The following is a 16,482-nucleotide window of genomic DNA, read 5'->3' as shown; positions in this document are numbered from 1 at the left end:
TGAGCGTGCGATCCGCTCATCGGCGCAACCAGCCGACGAGGCGGCGCACGTCGCGCAGGAAGTCGCGGAGCGGGACGGAGATCCCGGTGTGCGCCCCCGCACGGCACTTCTGGAACGCGTCGGTGGCCGCGCGACCGGCGCCGGCGTTGAGCCGGCCGAGCAGGTCCGATCCGCGGCCGGCGTCGTCGAACACCGCGAGGGTGGCGAGCTGGTGGGTGGTGCGGGCGTCGGCGAGTGCGGCCTCGACGTCGGCGTGCGGCACACCCCTGGCCAGCCGTGTGCGACGGATCCGGTCCTGGCAGGCGGCCTCGATCGCGCTGCGGCAGCTGGTCGCGACCACCTCGCCGCGGATCGCGATCGGGATCTCCTCGGCCCACGCGAGGACCTCCGCGTCCTTGAGATACCGCTCGACCGGGTCGCTGTTGCGGTGGATCTCCACCGCGGAGCGTTCGCGGCGCTGCACCTCCAGGATCGTCGCGGGCCGGCCGAGCCGGCGGACCGAGTCGGCCAGCCGGTCGTCGTGGCTGAACACGACCACCTGCCGGTCCTGCGCCACCTCGGACAGCAGCGCGGCCAGGCCGTCCACCTTGGCCGGGTCCATGGCCTGCACCGGGTCGTCGATCATCACGAACCGGAACGGGCTCTCGGGCACCGTGGCCCGGGGCAGGAACAGCGACAGCCCGAGGGCGTGCAGCTCGCCCTGGCTCATGACGCCCAGCGCGGTGCCGCCCTCGGCATCGTCGACGCTCACGTCCAGCGCGACCCGGCGCCGGTTGCCCTTGCCGTCGAGCCGGACCGGTCCGAGCTCCACGTTGCTCTGCTGGCGCAGGGTCCGCCACACGTGCTGGGACGCCTCCGCGAACGGGGCCAGCCGCTGGTCGCGCAGGGTGCCGGCGGTGCCGGCCAGCCAGGCGTCCGCGGCCGCGAGACGGTGCCGTGCCGGCTGGTCACGCTGGACGGCGTAGGCCTCGTCGTGCCAGGTCGCGAGCCGGCGGGCCAGCGGTGCCCAGACCTCGTCGCGGTGCGCCAGCTCGGCGTCGACGGCCTTGCGGGCCGACTCCAGTGCCGCGAGCGCCGGGCCGTGCGCGGCCTCGAGGGCGTCCGGGTCGCCGGCCGCGCCGGTCCACGCCTCCCAGACGGCGACGAGACCGTCGGTGTCGACCGGTGCGGACAGCGCCGGCTCCGGCAGTGGTGCGACGAGCGCGGCGGCCGCGGCGCGGGCCTCGTCGAGCTCCCGGGTCGCGGTCCGCAGCGCGACCGCGGACGCCTCCAGCTCCCCGGCCCGCGCGGCGGCGCGGTCGTGCCAGGCGGCGTCGAGCGCGCCGGACCCGCAGACCGGGCAGGAGCCGTCGCCGTGGCCGTCGTGGTGGTGCAGCGCCGCGCGCAGCAGCGTCGCGGTCTCGTCGGCGGAGCGGGCCTCGTCGGTGGCGATCCGGCCGTGTGTCTCCCGCGCCGAGCGGAGTCGCGCGGCGGCCGCGGCGACGTCGTCCGCGGCGGGCAGCGTGACCTGCTGCAGGGCCCGCAGCCGCTCGCCGACGGCGGTGTCGTCGTCGGATCCGGTGGCGAGCTCGGCCACCGCGTCGAGATCGGGCGCGGTCTTCTTCAGCAGCGCGGCCGCGGCCGACGCCCGTTCGTCCTCGACGGACTCCAGTGCCGCACGCAGGTCCCGGCGACCGGAGTTCACCGACCGCGCAGCGTCCTCGAGCGGCTTGCGCGCAGCCTTGAGCCGGTCCTGGGCGTCACTGAGCGGGCCGAGCCCGAGCAGCCGGAACAGCGCGTCGTGCAGCTCGCTCGGCTTCCCGTCGATCAGCGCGCCCAGCTCGCCGTAGGACAGGAACGGCCGGTAGGTCTCCATGTCCTGGCGCCACGTGCCGCCGTCGTAGCCGGTCCGCTTCGCGCCCGGCTCCTGCACGGTCCACACCGCGTCGTCGAGGCCGGCCTCGGGTTCCCAGCGGCGGGTGACCCGGGTCGTGCCGGTGGCGCCGGTGGTGACCAGGTCGACCGACACCGACGTCGGCCCGGTCGCGTGCAGGTTGCGCCAGCCCTCCCGCCAGATCACCGACGACCGGTTGTGCCAGCGGCTGCTGGTGCCGGTCAGGGCGAGCTCCGCACCCTCGGCGAAGCTCGACTTGCCCGATCCGTTCCGGCCGGTCACCAGGGTCAGGCCGGGGCCCGGGCGCAACGGCAGCGTGTACTCCTCGCCGATCCCGCGGAAGCCCGCCACGTGCACGGCCGCCAGGTAGGCCTCCGGCGGCTCGGGGGCATCCGCCGGGGTGCTCGGGTCGGCCGCGGGGGTCGAGCGACCGGCGAGGGTCTCGGCGAGATCCTCGGCGCCGGACCAGGCGGCCAGGACGAGGCCGGTGACGTCGGCGTCCACCTGCTCGTCGGTCGTCAGGTGCTCGACGAGCAGATCGTGCAGCCCGCGTTCGGCCTCGTGCATCGCATCCCTTCCGGCGGTGATCGGATCACGCAAAACGTAGCGGGCACCACCGACAGCGCGACCGCGTCCCGGCCGCTTCCGGATCTAGCGACACATGTCGTCGAGAAAGCCCTGCGTCTCCGGGTCGGTGGAGAAGACCCCGGTCCCCTTCATCCCACGGGTGAGCAGAACCTTGTAGGTGTTCCGGATCAATGAAGGGAACTCGTCGGGTTCGGCTCGCCGTACCGGACCGTCGTGCGAGTGGGAGCGGTCCGCGACCCAGGCGCCGTCGCGCCGCACCAGGTCCGGTCCCATGAGGACGCCGGCCCAGTCGTACTCGAATCCCTGAGCGGTGTAGATGCAGCCCACCTGGCCGAACCCGCGCGGGTCGCTCGCCCAGAAATGGGCCGGGGGAGCGCCCGGCACGGCCTTCTCGGGCTTGGCGTTCCACGGCCGGGACCAGGAACCGACCACCACGTCATCGACGAGACGACGGCCACCGTCCGGTTCGGTCACGGGGTCGCTCCACTGCCAGCAGTACCCGGCGGCGAGCCGTGCGGTATCGGTCTCGCCGGCGCGACCCAGCAACCAGGCTTCCAAGGCGGTCGGCGAGGGGAGCGCGGCCACCGAGTACTGCTCGTCGGGTGACGCCGCCAACTCCGACCAGCGGACCGGCGGTCGCGGGTCGAGCCCGAGCAGACGGAGTACCCACTGCTCGTAGAACTCGGAGCCGCCGCAGCGGTACTGACCGGCGAGCCGGACGATCTCGACCTTGCACCCCGCCCGTTCCGCGGCGGATCGGATCTCCGCCTCGGTTCCCATCTCGCCCGGCCGGACCACCTGGTGCTCGTCCAGCAGGAACACCGGCACCCGTGCGACCGCGATCAGCTCGTCGACCTGCGGACGTGCGCGGGCTCGTACAGCGGCGCGGGTGAACCGGTTGACGCTCGTCTCCCGGATCCGGTGTGCCTCGTCGCAGATGACGACATCGAGGGTGTTCGGCTCCAGACCGATGAAGCTGTTGAAGTACTGGAAGATCTTCTGGGAACGCTGGGACCGCGACCCGACGACGATCTTGCGGAGGGTCTGGGTGAACGCGCTGGACCCGGTGGCGTGCATGACCTCCCGGCCCTTGCGGCTGAGATCGCCCAGCAGGCTCAACGCGAGCACGCTCTTGCCGGAGCCGGGCCCGCCGAGGACGATCACGGCGGTCTTCGTGTTCTGCCGATGGGCACGCTCGACCGCGTGCTCGACGAGCGTGTAGGCGACACGTTGCTCGTCGACGAGGACGAATTGCTCACGCGTGCGGACCTCGTCCGAAGCCACGCTCAGCAGCGGTTTCGACGGTCGCGGCGCAGCGGACAGCAGATCGTCCGCATGAGACCGGGCGGCAGCCGCCGTGTCCGGATCCGGGTCGAGCAGCCGGCGCAACTCCGCGACGAAGCCTCCGCGCTCGTCACCACGGAACAACCGGCCGTGCCGGTCGACCTCGTAGTTGCTCAGCGTCCAGCCGGTCGCGGAGGAGTTGTGCAGGTAGGCGATCCCGTGAACGTCGCTGTGTTCCGGTCCGAGCACCGGTACGAAGTCGACCAGGTAGTCGCAGTAGTTGCGGACCTGCTCGACCGGATGCAGGACGGGGCGGCCGTACTGGGGGATGTCGACCAACCCGTCCTCGCGCTGGACGGCGTTGGTCCACTGCTTCAGTTCGACGACGACGTAGCTGGGTCGCCGCGTCACCGGGTGTACCCCGCAGAGGATCGCGTCCACCCGCTTCGGCGAGAACGGCAGCTTGTGTTCGATGAGGACCTCGACGTGGTCGAGGCCGGCGTCGTGTACGTCGGCGAGCAGCGCCGGGAGGCTCTCGCGCCAGGAGCGGACCTCGCTCATCCCGACCGCGCTGTCGAACGCGATCCGCGCCTGCCGGACGAGAAGATCGTCCAGCTCATGGGCGTCGGCCTTCGCGCGCAGGGTCCTGGCGTTGTCGCGGACCAGAGCCACGTGTGAACCTCCACAGGGCACGCGTCATCGGCGTGCGGGTGTGGAGGCAGCGACGGGATGGCCCGGTGCCCGGCGGTCCGCGGGGAGACCACCGTACGTGTGCTCGGTCGGGGGCCCTGCCCGCGACCCGTGTGCGACGGATGGCGCGGCAGTCGTGTGCGCCGCGACATCATCCGAACCGGTGTCCCGCCCGCGCTACGTGTTCGTCGAGGCCCGGTCGCCAACCATGCTGGGTCGACCGGTATACGTCCAGGGGGACCGTCGAGCGCGAGGAGCGAGCATGGACGAGGCCCGTCGGCACGCGATCACGATCGAGCTCGAGGCCCGGCCGGTCCTGAGCTACGCGATGGCGCACAACCGGATCCCCGTCGTGTCCCGGCTGGTGATCGACGGGGTCGACCGGGACGCCGACGCGCGGGTGCTGCTGCGGGTCACGGACGCGACCGGTCCGCTCGGCGCGCCGACCGAGCTCGCGGTCCCGTTGGTGGCCGGCGAACCCGCGGTTCTCGACGACGTCGGGCTCGTCCTCGACCCGACCGCGATCCTGCAGGTCGAGGAACGCCGGCCGGCGACGGTCGTCGCAGAGCTCCACATCGGACCGCACCGGGTCGCCGCACGGTCCGTGCCGGTCACCTTGCTGGCCGCCCACCAGTGGCAGGCCGTGCCGCTCGCGCTGTCGCTGGAGATGCTCGCCGCGCACGTGGTGCCCAACCACCCGGCGATCGGCGTGCTCGTGCGGGAGGTCGCGGACGACCTGGCGCGCCACACCGGCAGCTCGGCGAGCCAGGGCTACCAGGCCGGACCGGAGCGGGTCGACCAGATCGTGGCCGCCACCGTGCGCGCGATCCACGCCCGCGACGTCGCCTACGCGATGCCGCCGGCGAGCTGGGCCGACGACGGGCAGAAGATCCGTACCCCGGACGAGGTGCTCAACGGGCGGGTCGGCACCTGCCTCGACACGGCCGTGGTGCTGGCCGCCGCGCTGGAGCACGCGGGGATCCGCCCGCTGCTCTGGGTGTTCCGGGACCACGCGTTCCTCGGCTACTGGCGCGAGCAGCTCGCTTTCGACTCCACTGTGGAGCTCGACGCCGCGCTAGCGGTCAATCTCGCCGATCTCGGCCACATCGGACTGATCGAGACCACCGCGCTGACCGCCGACGGGGACGTCGACGTGGTGGCCGCCGCGACGGGCGCGGCCCGGCAGTACCTGCACGGCGACCTGAGCCAGGTGGACGGGATCGTGGACGTCTGGCGGGCGCGCCAGGACCAGGTCCTCCCGCTGCCCGCCCGTGTCCGCGACGACGACGGCGCCGTCCGCGTCGTGACCTACACCCCGCCCGCCCCGTCCGCGGCCACTCCGCCGCCGGTGGCCCCGCCGTCGCCGCGGGGACCGGAGCCGGGGGAGGACCGGCGGCGGACCGCACCCGCCGAACCCCCGCGGGTGACCCGCTGGAAGAACGCGCTGCTCGACCTGAGCCTGCGCAACCGGCTGATCAACGCCCATGAACGGTCGGCGCTGAACCTGGTGCTGCCCGGCGGTGACCTGGGCGCGCTGGAGGATCTCCTGCATCAGGGCAGCGCGGTGACCCTGCGCGCGTCCGACGAGATCACCCGGGTGGCCGCCGAGCGCGGCGCGCAGACGGCTCGCCAACTCGGGGACGACCAGCTCACCGGGCTGCTGCGCGACGACCGGGCGGTGCACGTGGACGTCACCGCCGCGGCCTACCCGTCGCGGCTGCGGGGGCTCGCGCACAAGGCCCGGACGATCACCGACGAGACCGGTGCGAACAACCTCTACCTGGCGCTCGGCACGCTGGTCTGGGACCTCGACGGGCGGACGCTGCGCTCGCCGCTGATCCTGGTCCCGGTCGTGCTCACCCCCGCCCGTCGCGGCGGGCGGTACCGGCTCTCGCTCGACGAGGCCGGATCGTCCACACCGAACTTCTGCCTGGTCGAGAAGCTGCGCCGGACGCACGGGCTGACCGTCCCCGGGCTCGCCGAGCCCGCCGAGGACGAGGCCGGTATCGACCTCGACGCCGCCTTCGAGGCCACCCGCCGGGTGATCGCCGAGCGCGGGCTGAACTTCCGGGTCGAACCCACCGCCGACCTCGCCGTCCTGCAGTTCGCGAAGTTCCGGCTCTGGCGCGACCTCGACGAGAGCTGGGCGACGTTCGCGCAGAACCCGCTGGTCTCGCACCTGCTGCACACCCCGACGGAGGCGTTCGCCGACCCGGTCGCCGATCCGGGCGTGCACGACCTCGACGGCCTCGACGAGCGCTGCCCGGTCCCGGCCGACGCCTCCCAGCTGCGCGCGGTCGCCGACGCCGTCGCCGGGCGCACGTTCGTCCTGGAGGGCCCGCCGGGCACCGGCAAGTCCCAGACGATCACCAACCTGCTCGCGCACGCGGTGAGCGAGGGCCGCCGCGTGCTGTTCGTCGCCGAGAAACGGGCCGCGCTCGACGTCGTCCAGAAGCGACTCGACTCGGTCGGGCTCGGTCCACTGTGTCTGGACCTGCACGACCGGGGCAGCAAACCGAACGCCGTGCGGCAGCGGATCGCCGCGGCGCTGGACCACACGGTCGCCGTCGACACACTGGACCACGACGCCCGGGTGGAGGACCTGCGCGCCGCCCGTCGTGCGCTGACCCGCTACGCCTACCGGATGGGGGAACGCAACGCCGCCGGGCAGTCGCTGCCCGGGGCGCGGGGCGCGGGCGGCGGAGCTGGCACACGACGACGCCGTCGCACTGCCCGTCCCGGAGTCGGTGGCGGCCGGCGCGGGCGGGCCGGGGGTGCCCGCCGCGTTGCGCGGGCTGTTCGCCCGGTTGCCCGAGGTCGCCGACGCGGCCCGTCCGCGGGCCGGGCACCCGTGGTCCTTCGTGGACACCGCGTCCGGTGTGGACCCGGCCGCGCTCGCCGCGGCGGCCACCCGGGTCGACGCCGCGGTGGGGCACCTGCCACCCCGGCTCCGTCCGGCGCTGGATGCCGCCGTCGCCCCGGCCGAGCTGGAGCTGCTCGGCCGCCTGCTCACCCAGCGCGCGCCGCTGCCGCTGCTCGACGAGGTCCGGACCGCCCGCTGGTCGGGAGCGGTGCAGCGGGCCCTCGGTGAGCTCGACCGGTTCCGCGCCGAGGAGCACCCGGTGCTCGCCACCGTGTTCCCCACCGCGCTCGACCTCCCGCTCGCCGAGATCGACCGGGCGGCGCGGGACGCCGCGGCGTCCGGGTTCTTCGGGCGGAAGCGGCGGCTGGTCGCGGTGCGGGACCGGCTCGCTCCGGTGCTGCGTCCCGGTGCGGCGCCGCCGCGCCCCAAACAGGTCCCGGCGCTGGTCGCCGAGCTGGTGGCGCTGGCCGAGCGCGGGCACGCCGTGACCACGCCGCTGACGGCGATCCCGGGGCTGGCCGTGCCGGCCGGGTGGAACCCCTTCGACCAGGGGGTGCGGGACGGGATCGGGACCCGCGTCGAACGGCTCCGGTGGGCCGCGACGGTCGTCGACCCGGCGGTGTCGCAGGGGATGCGCGCCGGCTACGTCGAACCGCTGCGGCAGGCGCTGGCCGCCGGTGGGGACGCCGACCCGGCCCCGGTGGCCGAGGCCGCGACCGCGCTCACCGAGCTGGCCGCCGCGGCCCGGACGACGCCGGCGGCGCTGGGCGAGTGGGCCGCCCCGACCGGCCCGGTCCCGCGCTGGTGGGGCCAGGCCGGCGAGCGCGGCCCGGTGCAGGGCCACGCACCCGTCCTGCGGGCCTGGCTGGACCTGCTCGCGCTCGTCGAGCCGCTGCGGTCGGTGATGCCCGACGCCCGGACCGCGGTCCTCACCGGACGGCTCGACGCCGACGACGCCCGCCGCTCGTTCGAGCTCGGCCTGGCCCGCGCGTCGGTCCGGGAACGTCTGCGCGGCACCGAGCTCGACCGCTTCGACCCGGCCGCGCACGAGCGCGCCGTCGTCCGGTTCGGACGCGCGTCCGATGCGGTCCGCGAGCACCTGGTCACCCAGCTCCCGCACGGCGTGCTGCGCGGCCGCGAGTTCGACACCGGGACGACGGCCGGCCGGGTCGGCGCGCTACGCCGCCAGCTCGGCACCCGCCGCGGCGGGATGAAGGTCCGCGAGCTGATGACGACCTACGGCGACCTCGTCACCCGGGTGCAGCCCTGCGTGCTGGTCTCGCCCGACTCGCTGGCCCGCTTCTTCCCGGCCGTCGCCGGTCTGTTCGACGTCGTGGTGTTCGACGAGGCGTCCCAGGTGCGGGTCGCCGACGCCGTCGGCGCGATGGGCCGGGCCCGGTCCGTCGTGGTGGTCGGGGACTCCAAGCAGATGCCGCCGACGACGTTCGCCGAGGCCGCGAGCGAGTCCGACGAGCTCGCCCCGTCGTTCGAGACGGTCGAGGACGAGGAGTCGATCCTCACCGAGTGCGTGCAGGCCCGGGTGGCCTCGCAACGGCTCGGCTGGCACTACCGCAGCCAGGACGAGTCGCTGATCGCGTTCAGCAACCGGCACTACTACGACGGCGGGCTCTCGACCTTCCCCGCCCCGCCCCGGGACACGGCCGCGGTGTCGCTGGTCCGGGTCGACGGCGTGTTCCACCGCAGCGGCCGCGGCCCGCTGCTGCGCACCAACCCGGTCGAGGCGCACGCCGTCGTCGACGAGGTCGTGCGGCGCTTCGCGGACTCACCGGGCGCGCTGCCCTCGGTCGGCGTCGTGACGTTCAACCAGCAGCAGCGCACGCACATCGAGGGCCTGCTGCGCGACCTCGACGACCCGCGGATCGCCGAGGCGCTGGAGGATCCGGAGGGGCTGTTCGTCAAGAACCTGGAGAACGTGCAGGGCGACGAGCGCGACGTCGTGCTGTTCTCGACCGGTTTCTCGGTGAACGAGCGCGGCGTGCTGCCGCTGAACTTCGGCCCGCTGAACCGGGCCGGGGGCGAGCGCCGGCTGAACGTCGCCGTGACCCGGGCCCGCCGCCAGGTCGTGGTGTTCACCAGCTTCGACCCGGAGCAGATGCGGACCGAGGCGACGTCGTCGGTCGGGGTGCGGCACCTGCGCTCGTACCTCGAGCTCGCCGCGCACGGCCCGTCGGTGCTGCCGCGGCAGCAGGACCGCCGGGTCGAGCGGGACCGGCACCGCGAGGAGATCGCCGACCGGCTGCGGGACCGCGGGCTCGACGTCCGGGCCGGGGTCGGGCTGTCCGACTTCACGATCGACCTGGTCGTGTCCGAACCGGACGGTCCGGACGGGGCCGAGGTGGCGGTGCTGCTCGACGGCGCGTCCTGGTCGCGACGGCTGACCGCGCGCGACCGGGACCACCTGCCGCCGGACGTGCTGGGGCGGGTGCTCGGCTGGGCCCGGGTGGAACGGGTGTGGCTGCCGCAGTGGCTGACCGCGCCGGAGGCCGTGCTCGACGCGCTGACCGCCGCGGTCCGGGAGACCTCTCGCGCTCCCCGGACCGGGCCCGACGCCGAGACAACGGTCCGGGTCGTCGCCCGCGCGTCCGCCGCACCACCGTCGTCGACGCCGTCGGCGCTGCGGGCGGAACCGGCGTCGGTGATCGCCGCCGCCGCGCCGGCCCAGGCCGACGTCTCCTGGCCGGGCGAGGCGATCGAGTTCGCCCCGTGGCACCCGCGCCGGATCGGGGGCCGGGACGTGCTCGACGCGCTGCCCGCGCGCGAGGCCGCGGCCCGGGTGCGGGCCGCGCTGGCCGAGGTCGTCGAGGCCGAGGGCCCGATCCGCGCCGAGCGGCTCGCGGTGCTGGTGGCGAACGCGTTCGACCTCGGCCGCGTCAACGAGTCCCGCCGCAGCCAGATCCTCGACCAGCTGCCGCGCGGGCTGCCGCGTGATCCGGACGAGCCGGTCGTGTTCCCGGCCGGGCTCGACCCGGCGGCCTGGACCGGCTACCGCCCGGCGGGGGAGTCCTCACCGCGGCGGTTCGAGGACGTGCCGCTACGCGAGATCGGCAACGCGATGGCCGCGCTGGTCGTCGCCGGGGCCGGGATGGAGCGGGGTGAGCTGCACAGCGAGACGCTGCGGGTGTTCGGGTTGCTGCGCCGGACACCGGCGGCGGTGGAGCGGCTGGACGCGGCGCTGGCGCTGGCGGAGACGGCGGGCCGGCTGCGGACCGACGGGACGGACGTCGTCCGCGCCGGGTAGCTCACGTGCGACGAACGGTCGCGCAGCCGCTCCGCGATACCTCTCGCGGACGGCGGCGTCGCGCCACGCGCCCGCGCTCGTTGGAGTGCACATGCTCGAGACGATTGCGGCGGTCGTGACGGCGCTCGGCGTCGTGTTCGCCGGCGTCCAGCTCCGGGCCGGCCAGGTGCAGCGGATGCGGGAGTTCGAGAGCCTCTACATCCAGCGGTACTGGTCGCTGGTCGACCGCTTCCCGCTCGCCGCGTTCAGCGCCTGGGCCGACTACGAGTCGCTCGCCGCCGAGGAGCGGAAGGCGCTCGACAGCTACGTCCGGCTGTGTGAGGACCAGCTGGAGATGCGCGCGCTCGGGTCGATCACGACGTCGACCTACCACGTCTGGCGGGACGGGATGTGCGCCTCGCTCGCCTACCCCGTCGTCCTCCAGGCCATCGAGGAGTCGGACAGCCCGCTGCTGCTCCTGAACGAGCTGGACAAGTACCGCCTGGGCTACGACCCGATCGAGGTGGGCCGGGCGGCCCGGGCGCTGCGCGGGGTCGGATGACATCGAGGGGTACACCAGTGCTGTCGTGCGGCCGCTCCGCAGCGCGGGTGTACCCCTCGGCGGCCGAGGTTCAGCGGCGGGCGCGCACCGCGGGGCGCGGACGCATGCGCGGGAGGTCGTCGTCCTCGGGTGCGGGGCCGGCCGTCCCGGCGATCGGCCGGGGTGGATACGGCCGACCGCCCGCCTCGGTGCCCGGCCGCGCCCGAGCCGGCACCCCGCCGACCGCCCGGGCGAGGTGTGCCCGTCCGGTGCCCCCGCCGCCCGGTCCGCCGGGGTCCGTCGTGCCGGTGAGCGGCCCGCTCGGGTGCGCCGAACCGCTCGGATGCACCGGCCCGCTCGCGTGTGCCGGCCCCGCGACCCCGAGGTGCGGTCGCACCCGTCGCGCGGTGCGTTCCAGCACCTCCCGGTGCACGTCCGCACCGACCGTCGACGGCTGGGCCTGCACGATCAGCTCGCCCGCCCAGGGCAGCGCCGGGTCGGCGAGCAGGTCGTCGAGGAGGCGCCCGGGGGAGTGCCCGGCGGGCAGCGGCCGGGACAGCGCCACCCGCGGGAACCCGCGCGCGTAGGTCCAGTACCGGGCCAGATCCGCGACGACCGTGGTGCTCGCCGTCGGCGGCGTCCCGGAGACCACCCCGAGCCCACGCGCCGCCGCGGCGTCCATCATGGACGCCGTCGCCCACCACGTCCGCTGCTCGGCGAGACCGGCGGGCAGAAGCTCCAGGAGCACGTCGAGGGCGGCGACGGTGTCGGCGTGCCGGTCGTCGTGGGACCGGCCGAACCGGTGCGACGCGGCCGGGTCGGCGCCCGCACCGATGCCCAGTTCGAGACGTCCCCCGCTGAGCGCGTCGAGCACCGCGGCGTCCTCGGCGAGCCGGCGCGGCTCCTCCAGCGGCAACGCGACGACCGCCGTCCCCAGCCGGATCAGCCGGGTGCGCTCGGCGACGGCGGCCAGCAGCACCAGTGGGGACGGCAGGCGTCCGCCGAGATGGCCGTCGTGGTGCTGGGCCACCCAGAACGAGTCGTAGCCGAGCTCCTCGGCGCGGACCGCCAGGTCGATCGTGTCGCGGAAGGCGCGCGCGGGCGCGTCGCCGGTGACGTGGGTGAGGTAGCCGAGCCGCACCCGTAGCAGGTTAGGGGTGCCTCGTCGCACCTCATCGGGTGGCCGCGGTGACAGACCGTTGCCGACCTGAGATGGACGCAGGTCAGGGGCGACGCGGTGTCGCGTTTCCGCTGCTCGCGACGCGCTCCGCGTTGGACACCCGGTAGCGGATCGGACATTCTTGCCCGACTGCACCGACGCCGCCCCCGCCACGCTCCGACGACTCGACGGCCGACCACGAACCGGCGGGTGCGGTCGTCGGACGGGGGAGGAGTTCGACGTGCACGACCTGGCGCGCAGGCTCGGCCTGCGCACGAATCCGGTGATCTTCTTCTGGTCGGCCGGGCTGATGCTGGTGTTGCTGGTCCTGTTGCTGGCGCTCCCGGGGCCGATCGGCACGGTGTTCTCCGCCGGCCGGGAATGGATCACGACGAACCTCGGCTGGTTCTTCGTCCTGGGAGTCACCGTCTGGCTGGCGTTCCTCGCGTGGGCGGCACTGTCCCGGTACGGGAACCTCAAGCTCGGTCACGAGAACGACCGCCCCGAGTACTCCAACCTCTCCTGGTTCGCGATGCTCTTCGCGGGCGGGATCGGCACCGTGCTGATGTTCTGGGGAGTCGCCGAGCCGATCTCGCACTTCAGCGCCCCGCCGTTCGAGGGCGTCGAGCCCTACAGCGCCCAGGCGGCCGAGGACGCGATGGCCGTCGCGCTCTACCACCTCGGCCTGCACACCTGGGCGATCTTCACGCTGCCCGGGCTGGCGTTCGGGTTCTTCATCTACCGGTACGACCTCCCGCTGCGGGTGTCGTCGGTGTTCTACCCGTTGCTGGGGCAGCGGATCCACGGCCCGATCGGGCGGACGATCGACGTCGCCGCGGTCCTCGGCACGATGTTCGGCCTCGCCGTCTCGCTGGGACTGGGGACGTCCCAGATCAGCGCCGGTCTCAGCTCGCTGCTCGGGATCGCCGACTCGACCGCGCTGCGGGTCGGTGTCGTCGTGCTGGTCGCGGCGATCGCCACGGTCTCCGTCGCCGCCGGCCTGGACAAGGGCATCAAGCGACTGTCCAACCTGAACATCGGCGTCGCGGTCGGCCTGATGTTGTTCGTGCTGTTCTTCGGCGGACAGACCGTCTTCCTGCTCCGCCAGCTCGTCGAGAGCGTCGGGATCTACGCCAGCAACATCATTCCGCTGTCGTTCTGGAACGACTCGCTCGCCCCGTACACAGATCCCGACGGCTGGGGCTGGCAGGCCAGCTGGACGGTCTTCTACTGGGCGTGGACGGTGACCTGGGCGCCGTTCATGGGTGTGTTCCTCGCCCGCATCTCCCGCGGCCGCACGGTCCGCGAGTTCGTCGGCGGTGTGCTGATCGCGCCGGCGGCCTTCACCGTCGTATGGTTCGTGATCTTCGGGTGGTCGGCGATGGCGTCCGACGGCATCGGCGGCGACGGAGGGCCGATCTCGACGGCCGTCGCCGAAAGCGGTGCCGCGCTGGCGATGTTCGCCTTCTTCGAGCAGATCCCGCTCGCCGCGATCGTCTCCGGCATCGCGGTGATCGTGGTCGTGCTCTTCCTGGTCACCTCCGCCGACTCCGCCGCGCTGGTCGTCGACATGCTCTGCTCGGGGACCGGGGAGATGAGCCCGCTCCGGCAGCGGCTGTTCTGGGCGCTCTCACTGGGTGGCCTCGCCGCCGCCCTGCTGCTGCTCGGTGGCGACACCGCCATCGAAGCCCTGCAGGAGGTCATCACGGTCATCGGTCTGCCGATCTTCATCCTGGTCTGCGGGATGCTGGTGGCACTGGTCGTCGGGTTCCGGCGCGAGGTACCGCCGCGGACGGCCGTGGTCGCCGGGCACCTGCGGGAGAAGCCGGTGGAGGACGACGTCCCGGCCGACGTCTCGGCCGACGCCCCCTCGAAAACGGGGGACGGTGGGAAGACGACCGCGGGAGCGGGAACCGGATCGGGCGAGACCGATCAGGGGGACGGCTCGGGGAGGCCGTCTCCGGACGGCTGACCTGCACGGAGGGTGCCGGGGTGGGGTGGTCGCTCCGGTACTCTCCGTCCGTCCGGGGCGGTAGCTCAATCGGTCAGAGCAGCGGACTCATAACCCGTCAGGTTGCCGGTTCGAACCCGGCCCGCCCCACGTAACTGCAGGTCAAGCGCTTGTGATCACGGCGCTGTGCGCCGTACGATGGTCGAATCCAACGGAAACCCAACGGAAACTCCTTGGGTGCGACCAGCGGTAGGTGCTCAGCATGGCCCGACCGCCCCTGCCGATGGGGACGCACGGCAGCATCAAGGTGGCTCGGCGTGCTGGCGAGAGGCGCGACGCCAGCTTCGTGGCGAAGTGCCGCTTCCGAGACTTCGACGGACGCACACGCCTGATCGAGCGGAGCGGTGCAACGAAGGCCGCAGCCTCCCGGGCGCTGCAGGACGAGATCCGTTCGCGGTCGCGAAGCGTCGCTACTGCGCCCTTACGTCCCGAGCACCCCTTCGAGAGAGCGGCCGACCTGTGGCTGATCAAGCTCGATGCCCAAGTCGCCGACGGTGCCCGCAGTGCGACGACCGCAGATCTCTACAGGCAGCGTCTGCGATCGGTGATCCTTCCGGCCGTCGGGCAGTGGCGTCTGTACGAGTGCACGGTCCCGCGGTTCGATGGATTCTTCGCGTCGTTGTCCCCTAGGCACAGCGCGGAGTCGCGGAAGACTGTGCGCACGATCGTCTCGCTCATCTTGCGCGTTGCGGTGCAGCACGAGGCGATCCCAGACAACCCCATCCGTCACCTCGATCCGATTGAGAAGGGGACGCGGAAACCTCGGGCACTCACCGTCGCCGAGCGGCGGCAGTTCCTCGACTGGATGGCGGGCTCCTCTGGAGACGTCCAGGAGGCACGAGAGCAGGAGAAGGCCCGGAGGCGGGACCTCCCCTCCATCGTCACCTTCATGCTCGGCACGGGCGTCCGCATCGGTGAAGCGCTCGGCGTCCGATGGTGCGACGTGGATCTCGAAGGTGTGCCGGTGGTCGACGGAGACACGATGCGCGCCGTGCCGATCGTCGCTATCACCGGCAACGTCGTCAGGCACCGTGGCAAGGGGTTGCAGCGACACGAAGGCAAAACCGAGATGGCGCTTCGCATTGTTCCACTGCCACGGTTTGTGGTGTTAATGCTGCAAGAGCGAGTAAACGACGGACCTGAGGCGCCGATCTTTCCGGCCGCTTCACGACGGGGTGGTCTCGGGTGGAAAGATCCGAACAACTTGGCAACCTATATTCGTGACGCGCGGAAGGCTGCAGGAATGGACTGGCCAGTCACGAGCCATACTTTCCGTAAGACTGCCGCGACGATCTGGCATGACTCTGGGCTCCTCACCGATAGGCAAAAGGCTGATCTCACCGGGCACGCCAAGATCAGTACGCTGACTGACATCTACGTCGCACGAGGAGAGCTGCATCCCGCTGGCGCGGCGGTCATGGACGCGGCCTGGGTGGATTCCTGATGTTCACCGGTGGTCGTCTGCGATAGTCCGATCCAAGGCGCCCGGTCGCGGTAGCCTGAGCCAATGCGTGGAGCGGGTGACGAGATGCAGATCGGTGAGCGGATTGCGTTCTACCGGCAGCGCCGCGGCTACACCCAGACCCAGCTTGCGGGCCTGGTCGGGCGTAGCACTGACTGGCTTAGCAAGATCGAGCGTGGCGAACGTCAGATCCGTCGTGTCGACCTCCTTACCGAGCTCGCGCGAGCACTACGTGTGTCTCTGGCGGACCTCATGGGACAGCCAGTCCTTCTCGAAGACGATCAGGACCGGGATGACATCCCCGCTATCCGCGACGCCCTGATGGCGCCCGGACGGCTGTCCCGAGTCTTGTTCGTTGTGGATCCCGATGCGGCGCCCGATCTCACCCGCGGGGCCCAGCTCGTCGAGTATCTGTGGGCCGACTATCAACGAGGACGCATCGGCGAGGTTGTCGAGCGACTCCCGCGGCTGATCCGCCTCGCGCAGCAGCTCGAGGATGTCGCCGATCGGCTCGCCGGCGACGGGCATCGCCACGCATGGGCGGTATCAGCCAGAACCCACCACCTCGCGGCGACCACACTGAGCAAGGTCGGCGAGGCAGACCTGTCGTGGATCGCGGCCGAGCGAGCGATGAAGGCGGCGGACGAGTGGCGTCCAGCAGAGTGGTGTGTGACCGGCCCGGCGACGGGCGGAACCTCGTGTAGGGCGGCCACCGCGTGATCTTCTTGAACACCTCTCACAGCACCCAAGAAGCGAGATCACGCGATGACCGC

8 protein-coding genes, 1 tRNA gene and 1 pseudogene are annotated in these 16,482 nt (G+C 72.8%); 7 read left to right on the top strand and 3 right to left on the bottom strand.

All coding sequences use genetic code 11. The features are described 5' to 3' along the window. Positions 1-16: 16 nt before the first annotated feature. Entirely contained in the window at positions 17-2,440 is a 2,424-nt protein-coding gene (locus WIS52_RS29610) for an AAA family ATPase (protein ID WP_349301714.1), read from the bottom strand. An 84-nt stretch (positions 2,441-2,524) separates the two neighbouring features. Further along, entirely contained in the window at positions 2,525-4,417 is a 1,893-nt protein-coding gene (locus tag WIS52_RS29605; RefSeq protein WP_349301713.1) for a DUF2075 domain-containing protein, read from the bottom strand. Positions 4,418-4,697: 280 nt separating this feature from the next. On the opposite strand from WIS52_RS29605, the gene WIS52_RS29600 reads away from it, so the two are divergent. From WIS52_RS29600 to WIS52_RS29590, 3 genes are all read left to right on the top strand, one after another. Next, complete coding sequence (locus WIS52_RS29600) at positions 4,698-7,526, top strand: DUF4011 domain-containing protein (protein WP_349301712.1); 2,829 nt, start codon at positions 4,698-4,700, stop codon at positions 7,524-7,526. Positions 7,527-7,929: 403 nt separating this feature from the next. Next, the gene (locus tag WIS52_RS29595; protein WP_349301804.1) at positions 7,930-10,557 is read left to right on the top strand and encodes a DUF3320 domain-containing protein; all 2,628 of its coding nucleotides are present in this window, start codon (positions 7,930-7,932) and stop codon (positions 10,555-10,557) included. 91 nt (positions 10,558-10,648) lie between these two features. After that, the gene (locus WIS52_RS29590; RefSeq protein ID WP_349301711.1) at positions 10,649-11,098 is read left to right on the top strand and encodes a hypothetical protein; all 450 of its coding nucleotides are present in this window, start codon (positions 10,649-10,651) and stop codon (positions 11,096-11,098) included. Positions 11,099-11,168: 70 nt separating this feature from the next. Here the strand turns inward: WIS52_RS29590 and WIS52_RS29585 are convergent, their stop codons facing one another. After that, a complete protein-coding gene (locus WIS52_RS29585) occupies positions 11,169-12,218 on the bottom strand; it encodes an LLM class flavin-dependent oxidoreductase (RefSeq protein WP_349301710.1) in 1,050 nt (349 codons plus the stop codon). A gap of 259 nt (positions 12,219-12,477) precedes the next feature. On the opposite strand from WIS52_RS29585, the gene WIS52_RS29580 reads away from it, so the two are divergent. The 4 genes and pseudogenes from WIS52_RS29580 to WIS52_RS29565 all read left to right on the top strand — a co-directional run. Continuing rightward, positions 12,478-14,208: a BCCT family transporter gene (locus WIS52_RS29580; protein ID WP_349301709.1), complete on the top strand. Its 1,731-nt coding sequence runs from the start codon at positions 12,478-12,480 to the stop codon at positions 14,206-14,208. A 54-nt stretch (positions 14,209-14,262) separates the two neighbouring features. Further along, positions 14,263-14,337: transfer RNA gene (locus WIS52_RS29575), tRNA-Ile, on the top strand. Positions 14,338-14,449: 112 nt separating this feature from the next. Further along, complete coding sequence (locus WIS52_RS29570; RefSeq protein ID WP_349301708.1) at positions 14,450-15,691, top strand: tyrosine-type recombinase/integrase; 1,242 nt, start codon at positions 14,450-14,452, stop codon at positions 15,689-15,691. A gap of 63 nt (positions 15,692-15,754) precedes the next feature. Further along, a pseudogene (locus WIS52_RS29565) lies at positions 15,755-16,357 on the top strand (helix-turn-helix domain-containing protein); the annotation flags it as partial. Between the last annotated feature and the right edge of the window lie 125 nt (positions 16,358-16,482).

The organism is Pseudonocardia nematodicida, from assembly GCF_040105385.1.
GTDB lineage: Bacteria > Actinomycetota > Actinomycetes > Mycobacteriales > Pseudonocardiaceae > Pseudonocardia > Pseudonocardia nematodicida.
This window is presented reverse-complemented; position numbering and strand designations above follow the sequence as displayed.

Bases quoted from the DNA above. Each gene is read 5' to 3' on its own strand.
- WIS52_RS29610 (WP_349301714.1), bottom strand. From the start codon at position 2,440: ATGCACGAGGCCGAACGCGGGCTGCACGATCTGCTCGTCGAGCACCTG.
- WIS52_RS29600 (WP_349301712.1), top strand. From the start codon at position 4,698: ATGGACGAGGCCCGTCGGCACGCGATCACGATCGAGCTCGAGGCCCGG.
- WIS52_RS29595 (WP_349301804.1), top strand. From the start codon at position 7,930: ATGCGCGCCGGCTACGTCGAACCGCTGCGGCAGGCGCTGGCCGCCGGT.
- WIS52_RS29590 (WP_349301711.1), top strand. From the start codon at position 10,649: ATGCTCGAGACGATTGCGGCGGTCGTGACGGCGCTCGGCGTCGTGTTC.
- WIS52_RS29570 (WP_349301708.1), top strand. From the start codon at position 14,450: ATGGCCCGACCGCCCCTGCCGATGGGGACGCACGGCAGCATCAAGGTG.